The sequence below is a fragment of the Musicola keenii genome (assembly GCF_014855505.1).
Lineage (GTDB): Bacteria > Pseudomonadota > Gammaproteobacteria > Enterobacterales > Enterobacteriaceae > Musicola > Musicola paradisiaca.
The window spans coordinates 124277-143936 of the sequence record NZ_JAAWVW010000010.1; the positions used below are offsets into that span (position 1 = coordinate 124277).

Here is a 19660-nt window from a genome sequence, read left to right on the forward strand (position 1 = left end):
GCCGGCATGACAGAATATCTGGTGTTTCAGCTCTATGCGCCGCTGGCCTCCTGGGGGGAACCGGCGGTAGGCGAAGTGCGTCATACTTCGCCGGTGCCGAGCCGTTCGGCGTTGCTGGGATTGCTGGCGGCCGCGCTGGGTATCCGGCGTGACGAAGAGGAGCGGCTGGCGCAGTTTAACGCGCACTACCGTTTTGCCGTAAGGGCATTGTCCCGCCGGGAGGGGTGGCTGCGGGATTACCATACCGTGCAGATGCCGCGTGAAGAGCGCAAACGGGTGCGTTATACCCGGCGTGATGAACTGTGCTCTGACCCGGAACAAGGGCTGGAAACGCTGCTGACCGCCCGTGAATACCGCTGCGATGCGTATTACCACGTGGCGGTGAGCGCCACCGACGGTGCGCCCGTCACGCTTTCGCAATTGGCCGATGCTCTGCGAACCCCGGTGTTCCCGTTGTATCTCGGCCGTAAAAGTTGCCCGCTGGCGTTGCCGCTGGCGCCGCATCTGTTGCACGGATCATTGGCTGAGGTGTGGCAACAGGTTAACGCTACGCCGTTGCTCAATGAACCGGCGCTGGCGTTCATCAATCAGCCGGACGGCAGTTGCTACTGGGAAGCGGGCGAAGAGGTCGAGGTGGAAGGCGTCGTTCTGGAGGTGGTGCGCGGCGACCAGCCGGCCAGCCGTCGGCGCTGGCAGTTCACCACGCGGATACAGCGCCACGGCGTGCTGAAAGGAGGTCGGTAATGTTTTTTTCCCGGGTCACGCTGCAACCGGCGGCGCTGCCGTCGGTCATGGCGGAGAAATGGCAGACTACGCCGGTCTATGCAAGCCACCAGTGGTTGTGGCAACTGTTCCCGCAAGAAGGGGCGCGCGGCTTTCTGTTTCGGCAAGACGACCATGCGACGCTTAGCCGCTATTACCTGCTCTCGGCTTGTGCGCCCCGCCAGGATCACAACCTGTTGGTGGTGGAAACCAAACCCTGGCAACCGCAATTGAGCGCCGGGATGCAACTGGCGTTTTCCCTGCGCGCCAATCCGGTGGTGACGCGCAAGGAAAAGCGGTGCGATGTGCTGATGGACGCCAAATATCACGCCAAAGCGCAGGGTGCGGACAAGGCGGAAATTTGGCCGCGCCAACAGCAGGCCGCCGTCGACTGGCTGGTTAGGCAGGGTGAACGCGGCGGGTTTGCGGTGCATGCCTGTCGCGTTGATGGTTATCAACGCCATCGGTTGTATAAACCGCAGCAGAGCGGGCCGGTCAGTTTTAGTTCGGTGGACTTTGACGGCTTACTGCGTATCACCGACGCGAAGCGCTTTGCCGAGACGGTGAGCCAGGGGCTGGGGAAAAGCCGGGCGCTGGGGTGCGGGCTGCTGTTGCTACGTCGGGCCTGAGCGGGAGGTTGCCATGTCGTTTGTTCCGCTTAGCCCGATCCCGTTAAAAGACCGTACATCGATGATTTTTCTGCAATACGGGCAGATTGACGTGGTGGACGGCGCTTTTGTGTTGATCGACAAAACCGGCGTGCGTACCCACATTCCGGTCGGTTCGGTGGCTTGCATTATGCTGGAGCCGGGCACGCGCGTCTCCCATGCGGCAGCCAAGCTGGCGGCGACCGTCGGCACGCTGCTGGTGTGGGTGGGCGAGGCCGGGGTGCGGCTGTACGCCGCTGGACAACCGGGCGGCGCGCGTTCCGACCGGTTGTTGTATCAGGCGAAGCTGGCGTTGGATGAAGAGCTGCGGCTGAAAGTGGTGCGACGCATGTTCGAACTGCGTTTTGGCGAACCGGCGCCGAGCCGCCGCTCAGTGGAGCAACTGCGCGGCATTGAAGGCGCACGGGTACGCCAGACTTACAGCCTGCTGGCGAAGCAGTTCGGCGTGAAATGGGATGGCCGTCGCTACGATCCGAAAGACTGGGCGCGTGGCGACAAGGTCAACCAGTGTATCAGCGCCGCCACCGCCTGCCTCTACGGTATTACCGAGGCGGCGATACTGGCGGCAGGTTACGCGCCCGCCATTGGCTTTATCCACAGCGGTAAGCCGTTGTCGTTTGTTTACGATATTGCCGACATCATCAAGTTCGATGGCGTGGTACCCAAAGCGTTCGAGATCGCGGCCCGGAACCCGCTGGAGCCGGATCGCGAGGTGCGGGTCGCCTGTCGCGATATTTTCCGTAGCCAGCAAACGCTGGCCAAACTGATTCCATTGATTGAGGACGTGCTGGCCGCCGGTGAGATTGAGCCGCCGCAGGCACCGCCGGACGCGCAACCACCGGCCATTCCCGAACCGACGCCGTTTGGCGATGCCGGGCACCGGGGGCATGGCGCATGAGCATGTTGGTGGTGGTCACGGAAAATGTACCGCCGCGCTTGCGCGGCCGACTGGCGGTCTGGCTGCTGGAGGTGCGTGCCGGGGTTTATGTGGGCGACACCTCACGGCGGATTCGGGAAATGATCTGGCAGCAGGTGGTGGAACTGGCGGAACAAGGCAATGTGGTGATGGCTTGGGCCACCAATACTGAGTCCGGTTTCGAGTTCCAAACCTTCGGTGAAAACCGCCGGATGCCGGTGGATCTCGACGGACTGCGATTAGTCTCTTTTCACCCTGTTGAAAATCAATGAGTTAGTGCTCTTTAACAACCGGGAAAAATCGGTGGAATTTTATTGCCTTTAAAATGCCTTATAAAACAGGTATATACTTTTAGAGTGTTCCCCGCGCCAGCGGGGATAAACCGCTACGAGGCAGAACGAAACGCTGTAATGCTGGGTGTTCCCCGCGCCAGCGGGGATAAACCGCGCGGCTGATCATGATCTGCTGTTTGATTACTGTGTTCCCCGCGCCAGCGGGGATAAACCGATTTGGGACCCAGACGAGGGTGAATATATACAGTGTTCCCCGCGCCAGCGGGGATAAACCGGGCCGAATACGCCGCTGTCGCGCCCTTGTATGGTGTTCCCCGCGCCAGCGGGGATAAACCGCAATGTATGGCCCGGCGCGGACAATGCATACTGTGTTCCCCGCGCCAGCGGGGATAAACCGCAATGTATGGCCCGGCGCGGACAATGCATACTGTGTTCCCCGCGCCAGCGGGGATAAACCGGCATCGATACCAGTAAATTCGAACCTGCTGGTGTGTTCCCCGCGCCAGCGGGGATAAACCGCCATGCGTAGCCGCCATATTGCGCTGCATCATGTGTTCCCCGCGCCAGCGGGGATAAACCGACACCGTGCGTCGCCGCCTCAGTTTCCGTCTGGGTGTTCCCCGCGCCAGCGGGGATAAACCGTCGCACTCTGTCAGCGTGCGGGCTGTGTTTTGGTGTTCCCCGCGCCAGCGGGGATAAACCGTAGTTGCTCCTCAAAATTCCCGGTTGGGAAAAGTGTTCCCCGCGCCAGCGGGGATAAACCGTATGCATTGGAACCGTCGGATTTCTTAGATCCGTGTTCCCCGCGCCAGCGGGGATAAACCGAATCAGCCGGGGACTCCTACCGGGGACAAATCGTGTTCCCCGCGCCAGCGGGGATAAACCGGACCAACCAACAACGAGTTCTGCGGCCAGTTGGTGTTCCCCGCGCCAGCGGGGATAAACCGGCGGTTCGGCAGATTCATACATTGTTACGCGCGTGTTCCCCGCGCCAGCGGGGATAAACCGAGAAAGGCGAACGCGCGCCGGGGTGGTGGCTCGTGTTCCCCGCGCCAGCGGGGATAAACCGCGCTGCTGTTCACGGTAATGCTCCAGATAGACGTGTTCCCCGCGCCAGCGGGGATAAACCGAACAACTTCGGTACTATCCAGCGTGACGGTAGGTGTTCCTCGCGTCAGCGGGGATAAACCGCGATTGCAGCTTACTATGTTGCGCAGTTTTTAGTGTTCCCCGTGCCGGTAGAATTCTAAACCCATATTTCATTTATGGGATTAAGGTGTGCCGAATGGTGCTTTGTGCGAGTTGTTAGGTGTTTTTCATAGAGAGTGTGCGCAATGACACGTTTTATCGGTCTGTATTTAGGTCGGGAAATGGCATTATGTGCAGTCCGAGATAATTGAACTGATGCATCGGTCGGTTATGGGTCTACGACGATCCACTGGGGGAATAAGCCGTGGAAGCAGATAATGTCTTGGGAATTATTTCCCGCTATCTGAAGAAGTTGCATGTTTTGACGCTGTGTGTCAGCGACAATAGCGCGTTATGGTGCGCCAACTGTTTTTATGTGTTTGACGAGGCTCAGGTGGCGTTTTTTCTGATGACTGAAATAGAAACGCGCCATGCGAGTATTATGCTGCGTCAGCCGCGTGTGGCCGGTACGGTGAATGGCCAGCCCAAAAGTGTTTTGTTGGTCAGAGGGGTGCAATTTGTCGGGGAAATTTCCCGTTTGACCGGCGAAGAGGAAACCATCGCACGCAATCGTTACAATGCGCGTTTTCCCGTGGCCCGCAGTATCTCAGCGCCGATCTGGAAGCTGTCGCTTGATGAGATCAAAATGACGGACAATGCGCTAGGGTTCGGCAAAAAACATCTGTGGCGCCGGGAGCCTGCGGGGTCGATATAACGGATCACTTGCGCCGGTGTTTACGGCACAGCGATACCTCACTGTGCCGAGGATGACGGGCGCTTTAGCGCAGATGGTGAATCACCTGATTGCGGCTGCCGCGCCAGACCAGCGTCAAATCCCGGAGTTCTTGCTCGAACTTGCCGTCCACCAGCACGTTAATCAGATCAACCACTTCCTTCTGCTCCGGCGTCAGTTCGTCCATGCGGTAGCCCGTCCACATCCAGATATCCTTACCGGGGCATTCGGCGCGGATGCGTCGTACCAGCCGCAGTATCTCCGGGATGTTTTGCGGATGCAGCGGATCGCCGCCGGAGAGGGAAATGCCCTGCAAGGGAATGGTGGTGCTTTGCAGATCCGCAATAATGCGGTCTTCCAGCTCCGGAGTGAAGGGATGGCCTGAGTTCAGACGCCAGGTGCTCTGGTTATAGCAACCGTGGCATTGGTGTTCGCAACCGGAAACAAACAGCGTGCAGCGGGTTCCGGGGCCGTTCACCACGTCAACGGGATAGTATTGGTGATAGTTCATACACGTTACCGTTCATTCAGCCGTCGGCAGGCGACGGCAATAAGCACAAGATTACAGGCTGGCTGCTCGCCATCAGGCGCGAAGCCCCGGCTGATGCGATGTTGCGTCAGCCGGCTTGCGTTGTCAGGCGCGGCGGTAGCCATGCCTGTCGCGGGTCGTCAGCCCAGTTGGCCGTTGGCGAGGTGTTTCACCCGGCGCTTGACCTCTTCCTGCTTCCCGGCATTGAACGGACGTGCATCCGGGCTGCCCAGATAACCGCATACCCGACGGGTGACGGAGACGCGCGCCGAATCGTGGTTGCCGCATTGCGGGCAGGTGAACCCTTTGCTGGTGCAGTCGAATTCACCGGTAAAACCACACTCGTAGCACTCGTCGATGGGCGTGTTGGTGCCGTAGTAAGGCACTCGGTTATAGCTGTAATCCCACACGTCCTCCAGCGCCTTGAGGTTATGCTGCAGGTTTGGATATTCGCCGTAACAGATAAAACCACCGTTAGCCAGCGGCGGATAAGGGGCTTCGAAATCAATTTTCTCGTAAGGGTTCACCTTCTTCTCCACATCAAGGTGGAAGCTGTTGGTGTAGTAGCCTTTGTCCGTAACGCCGTGCACCACGCCGAACTCGGCGGTATCCAAACGGCAGAAACGGTCGCACAGATTTTCGCTCGGCGTACTGTAAAGGCTGAAACCGTAACCCGTTTCTTCTTTCCAACTTTCGGTGGCGGCCTTCAGGCGGGTGACAATCGCCACCGCTTTCTGCCGTAGCGTGGCATCGTCGAATACGTGTACCTCGGTGCCGAACAGCGCATTGATGGTTTCGTGAACGCCGATGTAGCCCAGCGAAATGGAGGCGCGACCGTTTTTGAAAATATCAGCGATGTTGTCGTCCGCTTTCAGACGCACGCCACAGGCCCCTTCCATATAAAGTATAGGCGCTACCCGGGCTTTTACATTTTCTAACCGGGCAATACGGGTCATCAGTGCTTTTTTCGCCAGTTCCAGGCGTTGATCCAGCAGCTTCCAGAAGCGGGCTTCGTCGCCCTTCGCTTCCAGCGCGATGCGCGGCAGGTTGAGGCTGATCACGCCCAGGTTATTGCGGCCGTCGTGCACTTGCTGGCCGTTTTCTTCATAAACGCCCAGGAAGCTGCGGCAGCCCATCGGGGTTTTGAACGAACCGGTGACGTCCACCACCTGGTCGTAGTTCAGAACATCCGGGTACATGCGTTTGCTGGCGCACTCCAGCGCCAGTTGTTTGACGTCATAATTCGGGTCGCCCGGTTTGTGGTTGACGCCGTCGCGAATGGCGAACACCAGTTTCGGGAAGACGGCGGTTTTGTGGTTCTTGCCCAAACCGGCGATGCGGTTGCGCAGGATGGACTGCTGGATCAGCCGCGACTGCCAACTGATGCCGAGCCCAAAACCGAAGGTGACGAACGGGGTCTGGCCGTTGGCGGTGTGTAGCGTGTTGACTTCGTATTCCAGCGACTGGAAAGCGTCGTAACACTCTTTTTCGGTACGGCTGTGGGCATAGCCTTCCGCATCCGGAATGTTCCATTCACGCGCGACCGCCTTATGCTTCTCGTGGCTGGCGGTGACGAACGGCGCCAGAATTTCGTCGATACGGTTGATGGTGGTGCCGCCGTAAATGTGGCTCGCCACCTGCGCGATAATCTGGGCCGTCACCGCCGTCGCGGTGGAGATGGATTTCGGCGGCTCGATCTCCGCGTTGCCCATTTTGAAACCGCCGGTCAGCATGCCGTTGAGGTCGATCAACATACAGTTGAACATGGGAAAGAACGGGGAGTAGTCGAGATCGTGATAGTGGATCTCGCCGCGTTCATGGGCCAGTACCACATCGCGCGGCAGAATATGCTGTTTGGCGTAGTGTTTGGCGACGATACCGGCCAGCAGGTCGCGCTGGGTCGGGATGACTTTGCTGTCTTTGTTGGCGTTTTCATTGAGCAACGCCATGTTGCTCTGTTCGACCAAACCCTGGATTTCCTGATTCAGTCGGCCCTGACGCTCGCGTGCGACATCGCGATCGTGGCGGTATTCGATATAGGTGCGCGCCAGCTGTTTGTAACGGCCGGACATCAGCAGGTTTTCCACTGCATTCTGGATTTCGCGGATATCAACACGCGCTTTTCCCTGCATTTGCTGAGCGACGGCACAGGCCACGGTTGCACAGTAGTCCGCATCGTCCACGTCTGCGGCCTGCGCTGCCTTGAGCACGGCGTCTTTGATGCGATTTTCATCAAAAGGTACCTGGCAACCGTCCCGTTTAATCACTACTGGTTTCATGTTATTCCTCGGTGTTCTTCCTTCGTTGATGTTATCCACAGGCAGAAGCCGCTGCTGGCAAGGGATGCGGGGGCTGTGGATGTTTTTGTGGATAAACACTACATATGGGCATCCAATAAAAGGGTAGACACTATATATTGATTCCCGCCAGTGGTGTGTCGACTTTTATTGCTTCAAGATTGATATAGCGCAAAGAAAAATTTATCTCGGAGACAAAACGATTAGGCGAAAAAATAGTCGATTATCCCGGAGGTCAGACGACACGCCCCGTCCGGCGATAAATGCTGTTTAGCTATAAAGGCATCTAGACATCCAGATGTGCTTTTTGTATGGTGGCGGAAAAACCCGATACGAATAAGGAAAAATGATGGCGGAGCACGTTGTGATCCTGGATGGAGGAATGGGGCGTGAGCTGGCTCGGATTGGCGCGCCGTTCCGCCAACCGGAATGGTCGGCGCTGGCGTTGATGGAGTCGCCGCAGCATGTGCGTCAGGTGCATGACAGCTTTATCGCTGCGGGAGCTCAGGTGATCACCACTAACAGCTATGCCGTGGTGCCTTTCCATATCGGCGACGAAGTATTCCAGACGCGCGGTCACGAACTGGCGCGGCTGGCCGGCGAATTGGCCCGGCAGGCGGCGGACGCGGCGGCGCACCCGGTACAGGTGGCCGGGTCATTGCCGCCGGTGTTGGGATCCTATCGCCCTGACTTGTTTGTCGCCGAAGACGCGGCGCCGATTCTGCAAACATTGATCGACGCGCTGTCGCCATGGGTGGATGTCTGGCTGGCGGAAACGCAAAGCTCGCTGGCGGAAGTGGCGCTGGTGCACCGGCTGCTGGCTAACGACGCTCGACCGCTGTGGATCTCCTTTACCTTGCAGGATGAGCTGGATGAACAGGGGCATGCGCGTCTGCGTTCCGGCGAAACCGTGACCGCGGCGGCGCAGGCGGCGATAGAACTGGGCGCGGCGAACCTGCTGTTCAACTGCAGCCGCCCGGAAGTGATGGCGCCTGCCGTGGCGCAGGCCGGGGCTGTGTTGCGAGCGCATTCCACCGATGTCGGCATCGGGGTGTATGCGAATGCGTTTGAGCCGCAGGACAACCAGCGCGGTGCCAACGAAGGGTTGAGTCGTCTGCGTGCCGATACCAACCCGGAAGGCTATCTGCAATGGGCGCAGGAGTGGGTGGTGCAAGGGGCGACGTTGGTGGGCGGGTGTTGCGGCATCGGCCCAGAGCATATCGCCCGGCTGTCCCAGGCGTTGCGCCCGTGATTTCTGCTCTTCACACGCGATAAGACACATCCCGGCAGGATGAAAAAAACAGATAATAAGGAACACCCATGAATCGTCGTCATTTTATCAAGAGCGCCGCGGCGCTGTCCGTGACCGCCGCTACCGTCGGCTGGCCGCTGGGAACGGCTTGGGGCGCAGATAACCCTAATGAAAAACCCAAAAAGGGCGGCCATCTGATCGTCGGCGTGGACAATGCCTCCAGTACCGACCGGCTGGATCCGGCGTTCTGGACTGAAACCTACATGTATTTCGTTGGTTCCCAACTGTTCAACAACCTGCTGGAACTGGGTGAAAACGGTGAGTTGTCGCCATCGCTGGCGGAGTCCTGGGAAAGCAAGGACGGCGGCCGTACCTGGATTGTCAATCTGCGTAAGGGCGTGCAATTCCACGACGGACGTCCGTTGACGGCCAAAGACGTGATCTATTCGCTGAACCATCACCGTGGTGAAAAATCCACCTCTTCCGTCAAGGGCTATCTGGATCCGGTCACGGCGCTAGAAGCCAGCGACAGCCACCAGATCACTCTGCGTCTGAACGAACCGAACGTGGAATTCATCGCGCTGCTGAGCGATGTGCATTTCGCCATTACGGCGGAGAACGAAAGCTTTGATAAAGGGATCGGCACCGGCGCCTTTATTCTGGAAAGTTTTCAGCCGGGCGTGCGAACACTGGTGAAACGCAACCCCAACTACTGGAACAGCGAACGTGGCCATGTGGACTCCGTGGAGACGCTGGCGATAAACGATTCCACCGCGCGCGTTGCGGCGCTGGTCAGCGGGTCGGTGCATCTGATCAACCGCGTCAACCCGCGTATCGTCGGGCGGATCAAAAATATGCCGACGCTGCAATTGCTGCGTGCGCCGGACAGCCAGATCTTCACCTTCCCCGGTTTGGGCAATGTGGCGCCGTTCACTTCGCCGGACGGTCGATTGGCGTTGAAATACGCTATCGATCGCCAACAAATCCTCGACACGGTGCTGGGTGGTTACGGCAGCATCGCCAACGATCACCCGGTTTTTCCGTCCAGCCGTTATTTCGCCAAAGATATTCCGCAGCGTCCTTATGATCCGGAAAAAGCCAAATGGCACTGGCAGAAGGCCGGTTTCGCCGGGCCGCTGACGCTGTCGGTGGCGGATGCCGGTTTCCCCGGCGCGGTGGATGCCGGTCAGCTGTACCAGGCATCGGCCCAGAAGGCCGGTATTCCGTTGGCGGTGGAGCGTGTGCCGGATGATGCGTTTTGGGACAACGTCTGGATGAAGCAACCGTTCGTGTCGTCCAACTGGTCGATGCGCCCGACGCTGGACGCCATGTTGTCGCTGGTGTTCACCAGCCAGGCACCGTGGAACGAATCCGCCTGGAAAGATGCCGCGTTCGATCAACTGGTGCAGGCGGCCCGTGCCGAAGCGAATGAGGACAAGCGCCGCCAGATTTATCACGACATTCAGGTCATGCTGGTGGAAAACGGCAGTGAAATCATTCCGCTGTATGCCGATGCGCTGGATGCCTGCAGCAATAAGGTCAAAGGGCTTGCTGCCATCCCGGGTTTCCCATTGAGCGGCAACCGTGCGGCGGAAAAAGTGTGGCTGGCCTGAGAGTAAAAACATGACTACAACCCGCCGATGGGGGCGCCATTCCCCACTTACGACGATGATTTTGCGTCGTTTACTGGCCGGCGCAGCGATGGCGTTGGTGGTCTCGGCGCTGATCTTCGCCGGTGTGCAACTGCTGCCGGGCAACGCCGCTACCGCGATTCTGGGGCAGACGGCTACCCCAGCGGCGGTGAAGGCGCTGAATCTACAATTGGGTCTGGATCAGCCGGCGTGGCACCGCTATCTTTCCTGGCTCGGCGGGATGCTGCACGGCGATTTCGGCCGGAGTTTCACCAGCCGGCAGAGTATCGCGCCGGTGTTGGCCTACCGGTTGGAGAACTCGCTGTTTTTGGCCGGTTGCAGCGCGGTCGTCGCGGTACCGCTGGCGCTGCTGATCGGCTTTCTGTCGGTGCGTTTTCAGGGCGGCTGGCTCGACCGGTTGCTGAATCTATTTACCCGGGTGGCGGTCTCGCTACCGGAGTTTTTTTCCGGTTATCTGCTGATCCTGATTTTTTCCATCACCCTGTTCTGGCTGCCCAGCAACAGCAGCGTCAGCGATGGTATGCCGCTTGGCGCTCGCCTTAACGCAGTGGCGTTGCCTGGTTTGACGCTGGTGCTGGCGGTGTTGGGGCATATGAGCAATATGACGCGCGCGGCGCTGATCGCCGCGCAGAATGCCGCTTATGTCGATACCGCCTTGCTGAAGGGGCTTTCCCCCTCGGCCATACTGTTACGCCACGTATTGCCCAATGCCTGGGGGCCGATTATCAATGTCATCGTGCTGAATCTCGCCTATCTGATGGTGGGGGTGGTGATCGTCGAGAACGTGTTCGTCTATCCGGGCGTAGGGCAGTACATGGTCGATAGCATCAGCAAGCGCGACATGCCGGTGATTCAAAGCTGTGCGTTGGCGCTGGCCGCCATTTATATCCTGCTGAACCTGCTGGCTGATGTGGTGGCGCTGATCGCTAATCCTCGTCTGCGTCATGCCCGGCGGTAATTTTGTCTTCCTGAGTGGATAACTACGCATGCCTGCTGTGAAATTTTCCGTGGTGCTCGGCCTGTTGGGGCTGGGCGTATTTATTGCCGTCGCGCTGCTGGCCCCCTGGCTGGCGCCTTATCCGGCGGATCGGGTGGTGGGCGGCGCCTGGCTGGGGCCGACCTCTCAAGCCTGGCTCGGTACCGACAATTTGGGGCGGGATTTGCTGTCGCGGCTAATCTGGGGCACGCGCACGTCGCTGAGCGTGACGGCGCTGGCGGCGACACTGGCGTTTGCGCTGGGGATGCTGCTGGGTTTTTTGGCCGGCGTTCAGGGCGGTTGGGTCGATCAGGTGATTTCCCGCATCAATGATGTACTGATGGCGATCCCGACGCTGATTCTGGCGCTGGTGGTGCTGGCATTGCTGCCGAAAAGCACGCTGGTCATCATTCTGGTGTTAGGCGTATTGGAAGCGACGCGCGTGCTGCGGGTGTCCCGTGCGTTGGCGGTGGATATCGCGGCGCAGGAGTTTATCGAGGTGGCGCGGATGCGCGGTGAATCGATGGGCTGGATTCTGTGGCGTGAAATTCTGCCCAATGCTTTTACCACGCTGGCGGCGGAATTCGCGCTGCGTTTCATTTTTATTCTGCTGTTTTTATCGGCGTTGTCGTTCCTGGGGTTGGGGATTCAGCCGCCTACCGCCGACTGGGGCGGGCTGGCGCGCGACAACAAGGACGGCATCCTGTTCGGCGTCTGGGCGGCGTTGGTGCCGGGGGCAGCGATTGCACTGCTGGCGGTGTCGCTTAACGCGGTGGCTGATGGGCTGATGGACCGCCATGGCCGCCAGTGGCGGGGAGAATAAGGATGAACGAATTGCTGCGCGTGGAGCAACTGCGGGTGAGCGCCGGTGAGCGTGTGCTGGTGCAGGACGTTAGCTTTACGCTGAACAAAGGCGAGGTTTTGGGGCTGATTGGCGAATCCGGCGCCGGGAAATCCACGATCGGCCAGGCTATCCTCGGCCACTGCCGCGACGGTATGCGTATCAGCGGTGGGCAGATCTGGTTTCAGGGTACCGACCTGACGACGCTGTCGGGACGGTCGCTGCGCAACGTGCGCGGTTGCCGTATCGCTTATGTGGCGCAGTCTGCCAGCGCATCATTCAACCCGGCGCAACGTATCGGCGAGCAGGTGATTGAAGCGGCGGTACGTCATGGCGTTTTGCCGCGGCAACAGGCGATTGCACGGGCGTTGACGCTGTTTGAACAGCTGTCGTTGCCGGAACCGGCCGCGTTTTTCCGGCGCTATCCTCATCAGGTTTCCGGCGGGCAGCTACAACGGGCGATGATCGCCATGGCGATGTGCGTCGGGCCGGAGCTGATTATCTTTGACGAGCCGACCACGGCGCTGGATGTCACCACCCAGCTCGGTGTATTGCACGCGATCGACGAGATGATTCGTCTTTCCGGGGTGGCGGCGCTGTACATCAGCCACGATCTGGCGGTGGTGGCGCAGATGAGCCAACGGATTCTGGTTCTGCGCCACGGTCGGCAGGTGGAAACCAGCGCGACGGCGCAACTGTTGGCCGATCCGCAACAGGCGTATACCCGGCACCTGTTGGAGGCGCAGGGAACGCCCGCAGAGCCCCGTCCGGCGTCGGGCGATACGCTGCTGGAACTGCGTGGGTTGGCGGCGCATTACCAGCAACAGCCGGTGCTACAGGATATTTCGCTGCGGCTGGCGCGCGGCCGGACGCTGGCGGTGATTGGCGAGTCCGGTTCCGGCAAATCCACCCTGGGACGCACGCTGTGCGGGTTGCTGGCGCCTGCGGCCGGCGAGATGGTGTTGGACGGCGTTCCGCTGCCGCCAACGCTGGCGCAACGAACGCGGGCCCAACTGCGGGCGGTGCAGATGATCCACCAGCATCCGGACACCGCGCTGAACCCCCGTTTACCGATTGGCGTGCAGATAGAACGGGCGATGGTGTGTTTGACCGCGCTCAGCGCAGCGCAGCGGCAGGCCCGCATTCGGGAACTGTTGCAGCAGGTTGATCTGCCTACGGAGATTGCACAACGTTACCCGGCCGCATTGTCCGGCGGGCAAAAGCAGCGGGTATGTATCGCCCGCGCGCTGGCGGCGGAGCCGACGCTGATTATCTGCGATGAGCCGACCTCGGCGCTCGATCCATTGGTAGCGCGTGAGGTGCTGGCATTGTTGCGGCAGATCCAGCAGGAAACCGGTGTGTCCTACCTGTTTATCACCCACGATTTGCATGTGGTGCGGGAAGTGGCGGACAGCGTGGCGGTGTTGCGTCATGGCAAGATTATTCGTCAAGGGGCGGTGGCGGAAGCCTTATCGCCGCCGTTGGACGACTATACTCACCAGCTGTTGGTGGCGGTGCCGGAAATGCGCTGTGGCTGGCTGCGGGAGGTAATGAGCAGTGCTGCTGCGGGCTAAGTGCTATCGCGTCTATCGGTATTGCTATTTTTGTGTGAGCCGCGACGGATGGCTCCCGGCCCACGTCGGGGTGACGTAAGGCCAGGAGCGCAATAGCGGAGCCGTGTTAGGCGCTCAGCCAGCCCAGTTTGATGACAAACAGGATGGACAGAATCACCAGCGTGATGTTGACTTCGCTTTTGCGGCCGCTCAGCAGTTTGATCACCGTCCAGGAGATGAAGCCGAGAGCAATGCCGTTGGCGATAGAGTAAGTGAACGGCATCGCCAGCGCGGTGATGGTCACGGGGGCGGCGGTGGTAACGTCGCGCCAGTCGATTTCCGCCAAACCGGAGGTCATCAGCACGGCAACGAACAACAACGCCGGTGCGGTGGCGTATACCGGCACACTACCGGCCAGCGGAGCGAAAAACAGGCTCAGCAGGAACAGCACCGCCACGACCAGCGCGGTTAGACCGGTACGACCGCCGGCGCTGACGCCCGCCGCCGATTCGACGTAACTGGTGGTGGTGGAGGTGCCCAGCAGCGAACCGAACAGCGCCGCCATGCTATCTGCAACCAATGCTTTCCCCATTTTGGGGCTGTTGCCCTGTGCATCCACCAGCCCGGCGCGGCGGGTTACGCCGATAAGCGTACCGGTGTTATCAAACACGTCCACGAACAGGAAAGCGAAGATCACGCTGATCAGACCCACGTTAAGCGCGCCCTTGATATCCAGTTGCAGGAAGGTGGGTGAGAGGGACGGCGGTGCGGAGAAGATACCGCCGAATGGCGTCAGACCGATGCCCATCGAGATAAATGTGATGCACAGAATGCCGATCAGCACTGCACCGGTCAGGCGGCGCGCTTCCAGTACCACAATCAGGATGAAACCCAGCAGCGCCAGCAGCGGGCCCGGTTTGGTCAGATCACCGATGCCGACCAGCGTGGCCGGGTTGTCCACCACGATGCCTGCGCCTTCCAGTGCTATCAGCGCCAGAAACAGGCCGATACCGGCGGCGATGGCGGAGCGCATCGGCAGCGGGATGCTGTTGATGATCAATTCGCGGATTTTGAACAGCGACAGCGCGAAGAACAGTACCGCGGAGAGGAATACCGCACCCAGCGCTATCTGCCAGCTATAGCCCATGTGTAACACGACGGTATAGGTGAAAAAGGCGTTGAGGCCCATGCCCGGCGCCAGCGCCACCGGATAGTTGGCGATAAAGCCCATCAATGCCGAGCCAATCGCGGCGGCCAGACAGGTGGCGACGAACACCGACCCTTTGTCCATCCCGGTGGCGCCGAGGATGGTGGGGTTCACAAACAGGATGTAGGCCATTGCCAGGAATGTAGTGATCCCTGCGATGACCTCTGTACGCACCGTGGTGTTGTGCGCCTTGAGCTGGAACAGTTTTTCTAACATTTTTTGTCTCTCTAATAGTGCCTGATGATTCGTGCGTAGTGATGCCGAGGCGCTGGGGCGCCGTGTTTGCCTTCAAAATACGTGCCGATTGTTTTTATGGAACAGCATATGCGGGGCATATTATGTTGCGTTGTCCGCTTTTCGGCCATTGTCATAAAGCAATTAATGTGCCGGACGTCAGCGAGGTTGACTCAGCCGCCCGCTGCCGGAAACGGCGGCAACTGGCGGAAGATATTGACCAACCCTTCAGACCAGGCTTTGCGGATGGCGGCGAAGTAGGGATCGTTTTCGGTGATGCGGTGCTGTTCGCTGCTATCAAAACTGCCGGTACGGTAAATCATCACGTCCAACGGCAGGCCGACAGACAGGTTGCTGCGCAGCGTGGAGTCGATGGAAATCAACGCGCAACACATGGCCTGTTCCAGCGAGGTATTCATCGTCAGTACGCGGTCGATAATCGGTTTGCCGTACTTGCTTTCGCCGATCTGGAAGTACGGGGTGTCCGACGTGGCTTCGATGAAGTTGCCTTCGGGATAAATGTGGAACAGCCGGGGGGACTCACTACCGATCTGGCCGCCTAACAACAGGTTGCAGCCGAAATTAGTGGTACTGCCGTTTTGTTGGGACTGACTGTCGCGGTGGATGACTTCGCGGATAGTATCGCCGAGCAGTGTGGCGGCGTCGTACAGGGTGTCGACCTGCATCAGGTTCGGGCTATGCCCGGCCTGAATGCGGGCGCTCAGCAAACTGATAATGCTCTGGGTGGTGGCCAGGTTGCCGGCGGACTGGATAACCAGAACCCGTTCTCCCTCCTGCTGGAACACATGAAGTTTCCGGAAGGTTGCAATGTGATCGACGCCAGCATTGGTGCGGGAATCGGAAGCAAAAACCAGCCCGTCGGACAGACGCATGGCCACACAGTAGGTCATACAACACCCTTTGATTAACAGTTCGCGCTATTGCTGCTGCTGTATCTGTTGCTGTCGCTCGAACAGATTCACCTCAGCTTCTGAAAACATCTCTTCACATCCGCCGCCCAAACGGCTGCCGCGTACCGGGCAGGCGTCGAGATAATCCAGCCCGACCGCCAGCCGCAAATGCTGGCTGAGCTTGCGAGTCTTATTGGTAATGTCGAAGCTGCGCCAGCGTCCTTCCAGCCAGACTTCGGCCCAGGCATGCATCGCGACATGCCGGGTATCCCGGCTATAGACGTAACCGCTGACGTAGCGCGCCGGGATGCGCAGGCTGCGACAGCAGGCCAGGAATACGTGGGTATGATCCTGGCAAACGCCTTTTTCGCCGGCAAACGCGATGGCTGCGGAGTCATGCACCTGAGTTGCGCCGGGAGTATACGGCATTTTCAGTAGCAATTCCGCCATCAACTGGTTCAGGCTTTCCTCCGGTGCGTCCTCCCGAAAATAGCGTTTGGCGAACTCACGGATGGCATTGTCTGCGTCGGTCAGCGGGGTAATACGTAAAAATACCAACGGCGACAGCAGCTCATGCTCTTCTTCGACCACCTCATCAGGATTATCGGCGATCTCCACCACGCCTTGCGCATGAATGGTGATGTCCTGATGAGGGTGATCCAGCGTCAGTACGTGCATCAGATTTCCGTAGGCATCGGTAGTGGCTACGGCCGAGGCAGGCAACGTCAGTTTCCAGTCTTTGATCTGTTGGCCGGCGGAGCTTTTCGGCGTCAGCCGCAGGTACTGGGTGCTGAATTTCACTTCTTCATCGTAGCGATAGTGCGTCAGGTGGTTGATGATGAGTTTCATAGCGCCTCCAGATAGGTTTGGCGGATGCTGTCAGCCAGTTCATTGATTTTGCTTAAAAAACGATTGAGGTACTGCTGCAACTCCTCTTGCAGTACGTCATCCATTGAGCCGAAGCGCAGTTCAACGTGCAGCAGGTGCGCCAGACGCTGCGGCACCCGAGCCCGTGCGCTGCCGATCATTTCCAGCTGCTGTACCAGATCGCCGACGCAGGCGTGCAGCGAGCGGGGCACATCGTTGCGCAGCACCAGCAATTCCGTCACGGTTTCCCGGCTGATGGGCTGGCGGTAGATGCTGTGATAGGCCTCGCGGGCGCTGACCGCGCGCAGCAGGGTATCGAGTCGATAGTATTCGCGTACCGGATCCGGATCGTTATTGAGCTGTTGATCTTTCACCACCAACAACTGCGCGGTGGCAAAGGCTCGCTCAATCAGGGTGCCGATACGGATAAAACACTGAGCGTCGTTGCGTAACAGCGTGCCGAACATGGCGCCGCGGAACAGGTGGGCACGCTCTTTCACCCAGTCGAAAAATCCATCGATCCCGATCTTGTCCACCCCGGACTGACGTAGGTTGCGGATGTCGATGCGGGTGGTGTTGACGCACTCCCACACTTCGGAGGAGAGGCTGCCCCGCACCGCGTGGGCATTGTTCCACGCCATTTCGATGCAGCTGTAAATACTGCAAGGGTTGTGGCTGTCCAGCGCGAAGAAATTCAGTAGGTTGTTCATAGTGAAACGGGCATAGCGCGCCTGAAACAGTTCGTGCGTGAACGTCAGGTTGAGCGGCAGCGCCAAATCGTTCTGTTGTTGATTGTGTCGCGGCATCATCGACAGTTTGTAGGTCACGTCCAGAATACGGGCGAAGCTCTCCGCGCGCTCCAGGTAACGGGCCATCCAGTACAGTTCGCTGGCGGTACGGCTTAGCATGATTCGTCCTCCTCCATCACCCAGGTGTCTTTGGTGCCGCCTCCCTGAGAGGAGTTCACCACCAGCGAGCCTTCTGTTAGCGCGACACGGGTCAGCCCGCCGGGCACCAGCCGGATCTCTTCGCCGTAAAGCGCAAAGGGACGCAGGTCGATATGACGCGGCGCCAGCCCTTCTTCAACGAAGGTCGGGCAGGTGGATAACGCCAGCGTTTCCTGCGCGATGTAGTTGCTGGGATTCGCCAGCAGCCGTTCACGGAAGTCTTCGATTTGTTGCCGGGTGGATTTTGGCCCCACCAGCATGCCGTAGCCGCCCGCGCCATGAACCTCTTTCACCACCATGCTGCCGAGGTTGGCCAGGACATAGCCGAGATCTTTTTCATCGCGACACTGCCAGGTGGGGATGTTGCCGAGGATCGGCTCTTCCGACAGGTAAAACCGAACCATTTCCGGCACGTAGGGATAGATGGACTTGTCGTCCGCCACGCCGGTGCCGATGGCGTTGGCCAGTACCACGCCGCCGGCACGGTACACCGACAGCAGCCCCGGTACGCCGAGCATGGAATCGGCGCGAAACGCCAGCGGATCAAGGAAGGCATCGTCGATGCGGCGATAGATTACATCCACCCGGCACGGGCCTTCGGTCGTGCGCATATACACAGCGCCTTCTTTGACAAACAAGTCGGCGCTTTCCACCAGTTCGACCCCCATCTGCTGGGCCAGAAAACTGTGCTCGAAGTAGGCGCTGTTGAACCGGCCCGGCGTCATTACGACGACCGTGGGGTCGTCCACCTGTGTACTTTCCCGCAGTGTTTGCAGCAAGTAACCCGGGTAGCGTTCCACCGGCGCGATATGCTGGCTGGCGAACAAGTCCGGATATAGGCGCATCATCATTTTGCGGTTTTCCAGCATGTAAGAAACGCCGGATGGCGTACGCAGGTTGTCTTCCAGTACGTAATAGTTACCGTCGCTGTTGCGTACCATATCGATGCCGGTGATATGGGCATAGATGTTGTTATGCAGATCGACGCCCTGCATGCAGGGTTGGTACTGCTCATTGGCCAGAACCTGTTCCCGGGGGACGATACCGGCATTGAGGATGTGCTGATCGTGGTAGATATCATGGAGGAAGGCATTGAGGGCTTTGACCCGTTGACGAATGCCCAGATCCAGCATGCGCCATTCGTGGGCGGGGATGATGCGCGGTACGCTGTCGAACGGTATCAGCCGTTCGGTTCCCCCCTCCTCGCCGTATACATTAAAGGTGATGCCAACCCGGTGAAACAGCAATTCCGCCTGTTCTTTCTTCTGACGAATGGCGTGCTGGTCGGTCTGTTGCAGCCACTGCCAGTAAGCATCGTAGTGCCGACGTTGCCGGCCTTCTGCGGTGAGCATTTCATCGTAGTAAGGCGCGGTAGGAAGCGTCATTTTTATCATTGTCATCTCCTGCATTCCGCTTGACGAAGATACAACGACAGATGCGAAAACCATGCCATGGTGCTAAATATCGCCATTATTGCAAGGATGGCGGGATATTTGCGCAATAGTGGTGCGAATAGTGACGTGTCTGCCTTATTAACGGGCGTTGGATCTATTTTATGGTGCGATGATGAATGCGATTGCACCACGTAGGGAAGGCGGTGCCCGGATTTGAGTCAACATTAGCCAGCAATATTGAATAAATTCATTGCGACAAAATGTTGCGTATTGCGATTTAATGTTCTACTCTGCTACTGAGCTATAGCGTATAGATACGATTAAGACGATTAAGACGATTAAGACGATTAAGACGATTAAGACGATTAAGACGATTAAGACGATTAAGACGATTAAGACGATTAAGACGATTAAGACGATTAAGACGATTAAGACGATTA

17 protein-coding genes and 1 CRISPR repeat array are annotated in these 19660 nt (G+C 58.7%); of the genes, 10 read left to right on the top strand and 7 right to left on the bottom strand.

Translation table 11 applies throughout. The features are described 5' to 3' along the window. Positions 1-6: 6 nt before the first annotated feature. The 5 genes from cas5e (at position 7) to HEP82_RS12570 (ending at position 4542) form a co-directional block, all read left to right on the top strand. Entirely contained in the window at positions 7-744 is a 738-nt protein-coding gene (gene cas5e, locus HEP82_RS12550; protein WP_192458392.1) for a type I-E CRISPR-associated protein Cas5/CasD, read from the top strand. Then, on the top strand, positions 744-1391 hold the full coding sequence (gene cas6e, locus HEP82_RS12555; protein ID WP_192458393.1) for a type I-E CRISPR-associated protein Cas6/Cse3/CasE: 648 nt from the start codon (positions 744-746) through the stop codon (positions 1389-1391). Before cas5e ends, cas6e begins: the two co-directional genes overlap by 1 nt. A gap of 13 nt (positions 1392-1404) precedes the next feature. Next, positions 1405-2328 (top strand): type I-E CRISPR-associated endonuclease Cas1e, encoded by a 924-nt coding sequence (gene cas1e, locus HEP82_RS12560; RefSeq protein ID WP_192458394.1) that lies wholly within the window; start codon positions 1405-1407, stop codon positions 2326-2328. Then, positions 2325-2618 carry a type I-E CRISPR-associated endoribonuclease Cas2e gene (gene cas2e, locus HEP82_RS12565; protein WP_015855239.1) on the top strand — a complete coding sequence of 98 codons (294 nt, stop codon included), beginning with the start codon at positions 2325-2327 and terminating at the stop codon, positions 2616-2618. Before cas1e ends, cas2e begins: the two co-directional genes overlap by 4 nt. A gap of 84 nt (positions 2619-2702) precedes the next feature. Beyond that, positions 2703-3830: direct repeats of the CRISPR family, unit length 29 nt; unit sequence GTGTTCCCCGCGCCAGCGGGGATAAACCG. Positions 3831-4092: 262 nt separating this feature from the next. Beyond that, positions 4093-4542 (top strand): YhbP family protein, encoded by a 450-nt coding sequence (locus tag HEP82_RS12570; RefSeq protein WP_192458395.1) that lies wholly within the window; start codon positions 4093-4095, stop codon positions 4540-4542. A 64-nt stretch (positions 4543-4606) separates the two neighbouring features. Here HEP82_RS12570 and nrdG read toward each other — a convergent pair whose 3' ends face one another. Continuing rightward, entirely contained in the window at positions 4607-5071 is a 465-nt protein-coding gene (gene nrdG, locus HEP82_RS12575; RefSeq protein ID WP_192458396.1) for an anaerobic ribonucleoside-triphosphate reductase-activating protein, read from the bottom strand. Between the two features lie 158 nt (positions 5072-5229). Continuing rightward, complete coding sequence (gene nrdD / locus HEP82_RS12580; protein ID WP_192458397.1) at positions 5230-7368, bottom strand: anaerobic ribonucleoside-triphosphate reductase; 2139 nt, start codon at positions 7366-7368, stop codon at positions 5230-5232. A gap of 367 nt (positions 7369-7735) precedes the next feature. On the opposite strand from nrdD, the gene HEP82_RS12585 reads away from it, so the two are divergent. From HEP82_RS12585 to HEP82_RS12605, 5 genes are all read left to right on the top strand, one after another. Beyond that, on the top strand, positions 7736-8638 hold the full coding sequence (locus tag HEP82_RS12585) for a homocysteine S-methyltransferase family protein (RefSeq protein WP_192458398.1): 903 nt from the start codon (positions 7736-7738) through the stop codon (positions 8636-8638). Between the two features lie 68 nt (positions 8639-8706). Then, the gene (locus tag HEP82_RS12590; protein WP_192458399.1) at positions 8707-10251 is read left to right on the top strand and encodes an ABC transporter substrate-binding protein; all 1545 of its coding nucleotides are present in this window, start codon (positions 8707-8709) and stop codon (positions 10249-10251) included. A gap of 10 nt (positions 10252-10261) precedes the next feature. Continuing rightward, positions 10262-11248: an ABC transporter permease gene (locus HEP82_RS12595; protein WP_192458400.1), complete on the top strand. Its 987-nt coding sequence runs from the start codon at positions 10262-10264 to the stop codon at positions 11246-11248. A 28-nt stretch (positions 11249-11276) separates the two neighbouring features. Beyond that, positions 11277-12089, top strand: a complete 813-nt coding sequence (locus HEP82_RS12600) for an ABC transporter permease (RefSeq protein ID WP_192458401.1) — start codon at positions 11277-11279, stop codon at positions 12087-12089. 2 nt (positions 12090-12091) lie between these two features. After that, entirely contained in the window at positions 12092-13681 is a 1590-nt protein-coding gene (locus HEP82_RS12605; protein WP_192458402.1) for an ABC transporter ATP-binding protein, read from the top strand. 106 nt (positions 13682-13787) lie between these two features. On the opposite strand, the gene HEP82_RS12610 is transcribed toward HEP82_RS12605, so the two are convergent. The 5 genes from HEP82_RS12610 to HEP82_RS12630 form a co-directional block, all read right to left on the bottom strand. After that, positions 13788-15083: an NCS2 family permease gene (locus tag HEP82_RS12610; protein WP_015855234.1), complete on the bottom strand. Its 1296-nt coding sequence runs from the start codon at positions 15081-15083 to the stop codon at positions 13788-13790. 191 nt (positions 15084-15274) lie between these two features. Then, on the bottom strand, positions 15275-16012 hold the full coding sequence (locus tag HEP82_RS12615) for a proteasome-type protease (RefSeq protein WP_192458403.1): 738 nt from the start codon (positions 16010-16012) through the stop codon (positions 15275-15277). Between the two features lie 27 nt (positions 16013-16039). Continuing rightward, complete coding sequence (locus HEP82_RS12620) at positions 16040-16861, bottom strand: transglutaminase family protein (RefSeq protein WP_192458404.1); 822 nt, start codon at positions 16859-16861, stop codon at positions 16040-16042. After that, a complete protein-coding gene (locus tag HEP82_RS12625; protein ID WP_192458405.1) occupies positions 16858-17787 on the bottom strand; it encodes an alpha-E domain-containing protein in 930 nt (309 codons plus the stop codon). Before HEP82_RS12625 ends, HEP82_RS12620 begins: the two co-directional genes overlap by 4 nt. Beyond that, the gene (locus HEP82_RS12630; RefSeq protein ID WP_192458411.1) at positions 17781-19220 is read right to left on the bottom strand and encodes a circularly permuted type 2 ATP-grasp protein; all 1440 of its coding nucleotides are present in this window, start codon (positions 19218-19220) and stop codon (positions 17781-17783) included. The genes HEP82_RS12625 and HEP82_RS12630 overlap by 7 nt, the downstream gene beginning before the upstream one ends. Positions 19221-19660 lie beyond the last annotated feature (440 nt).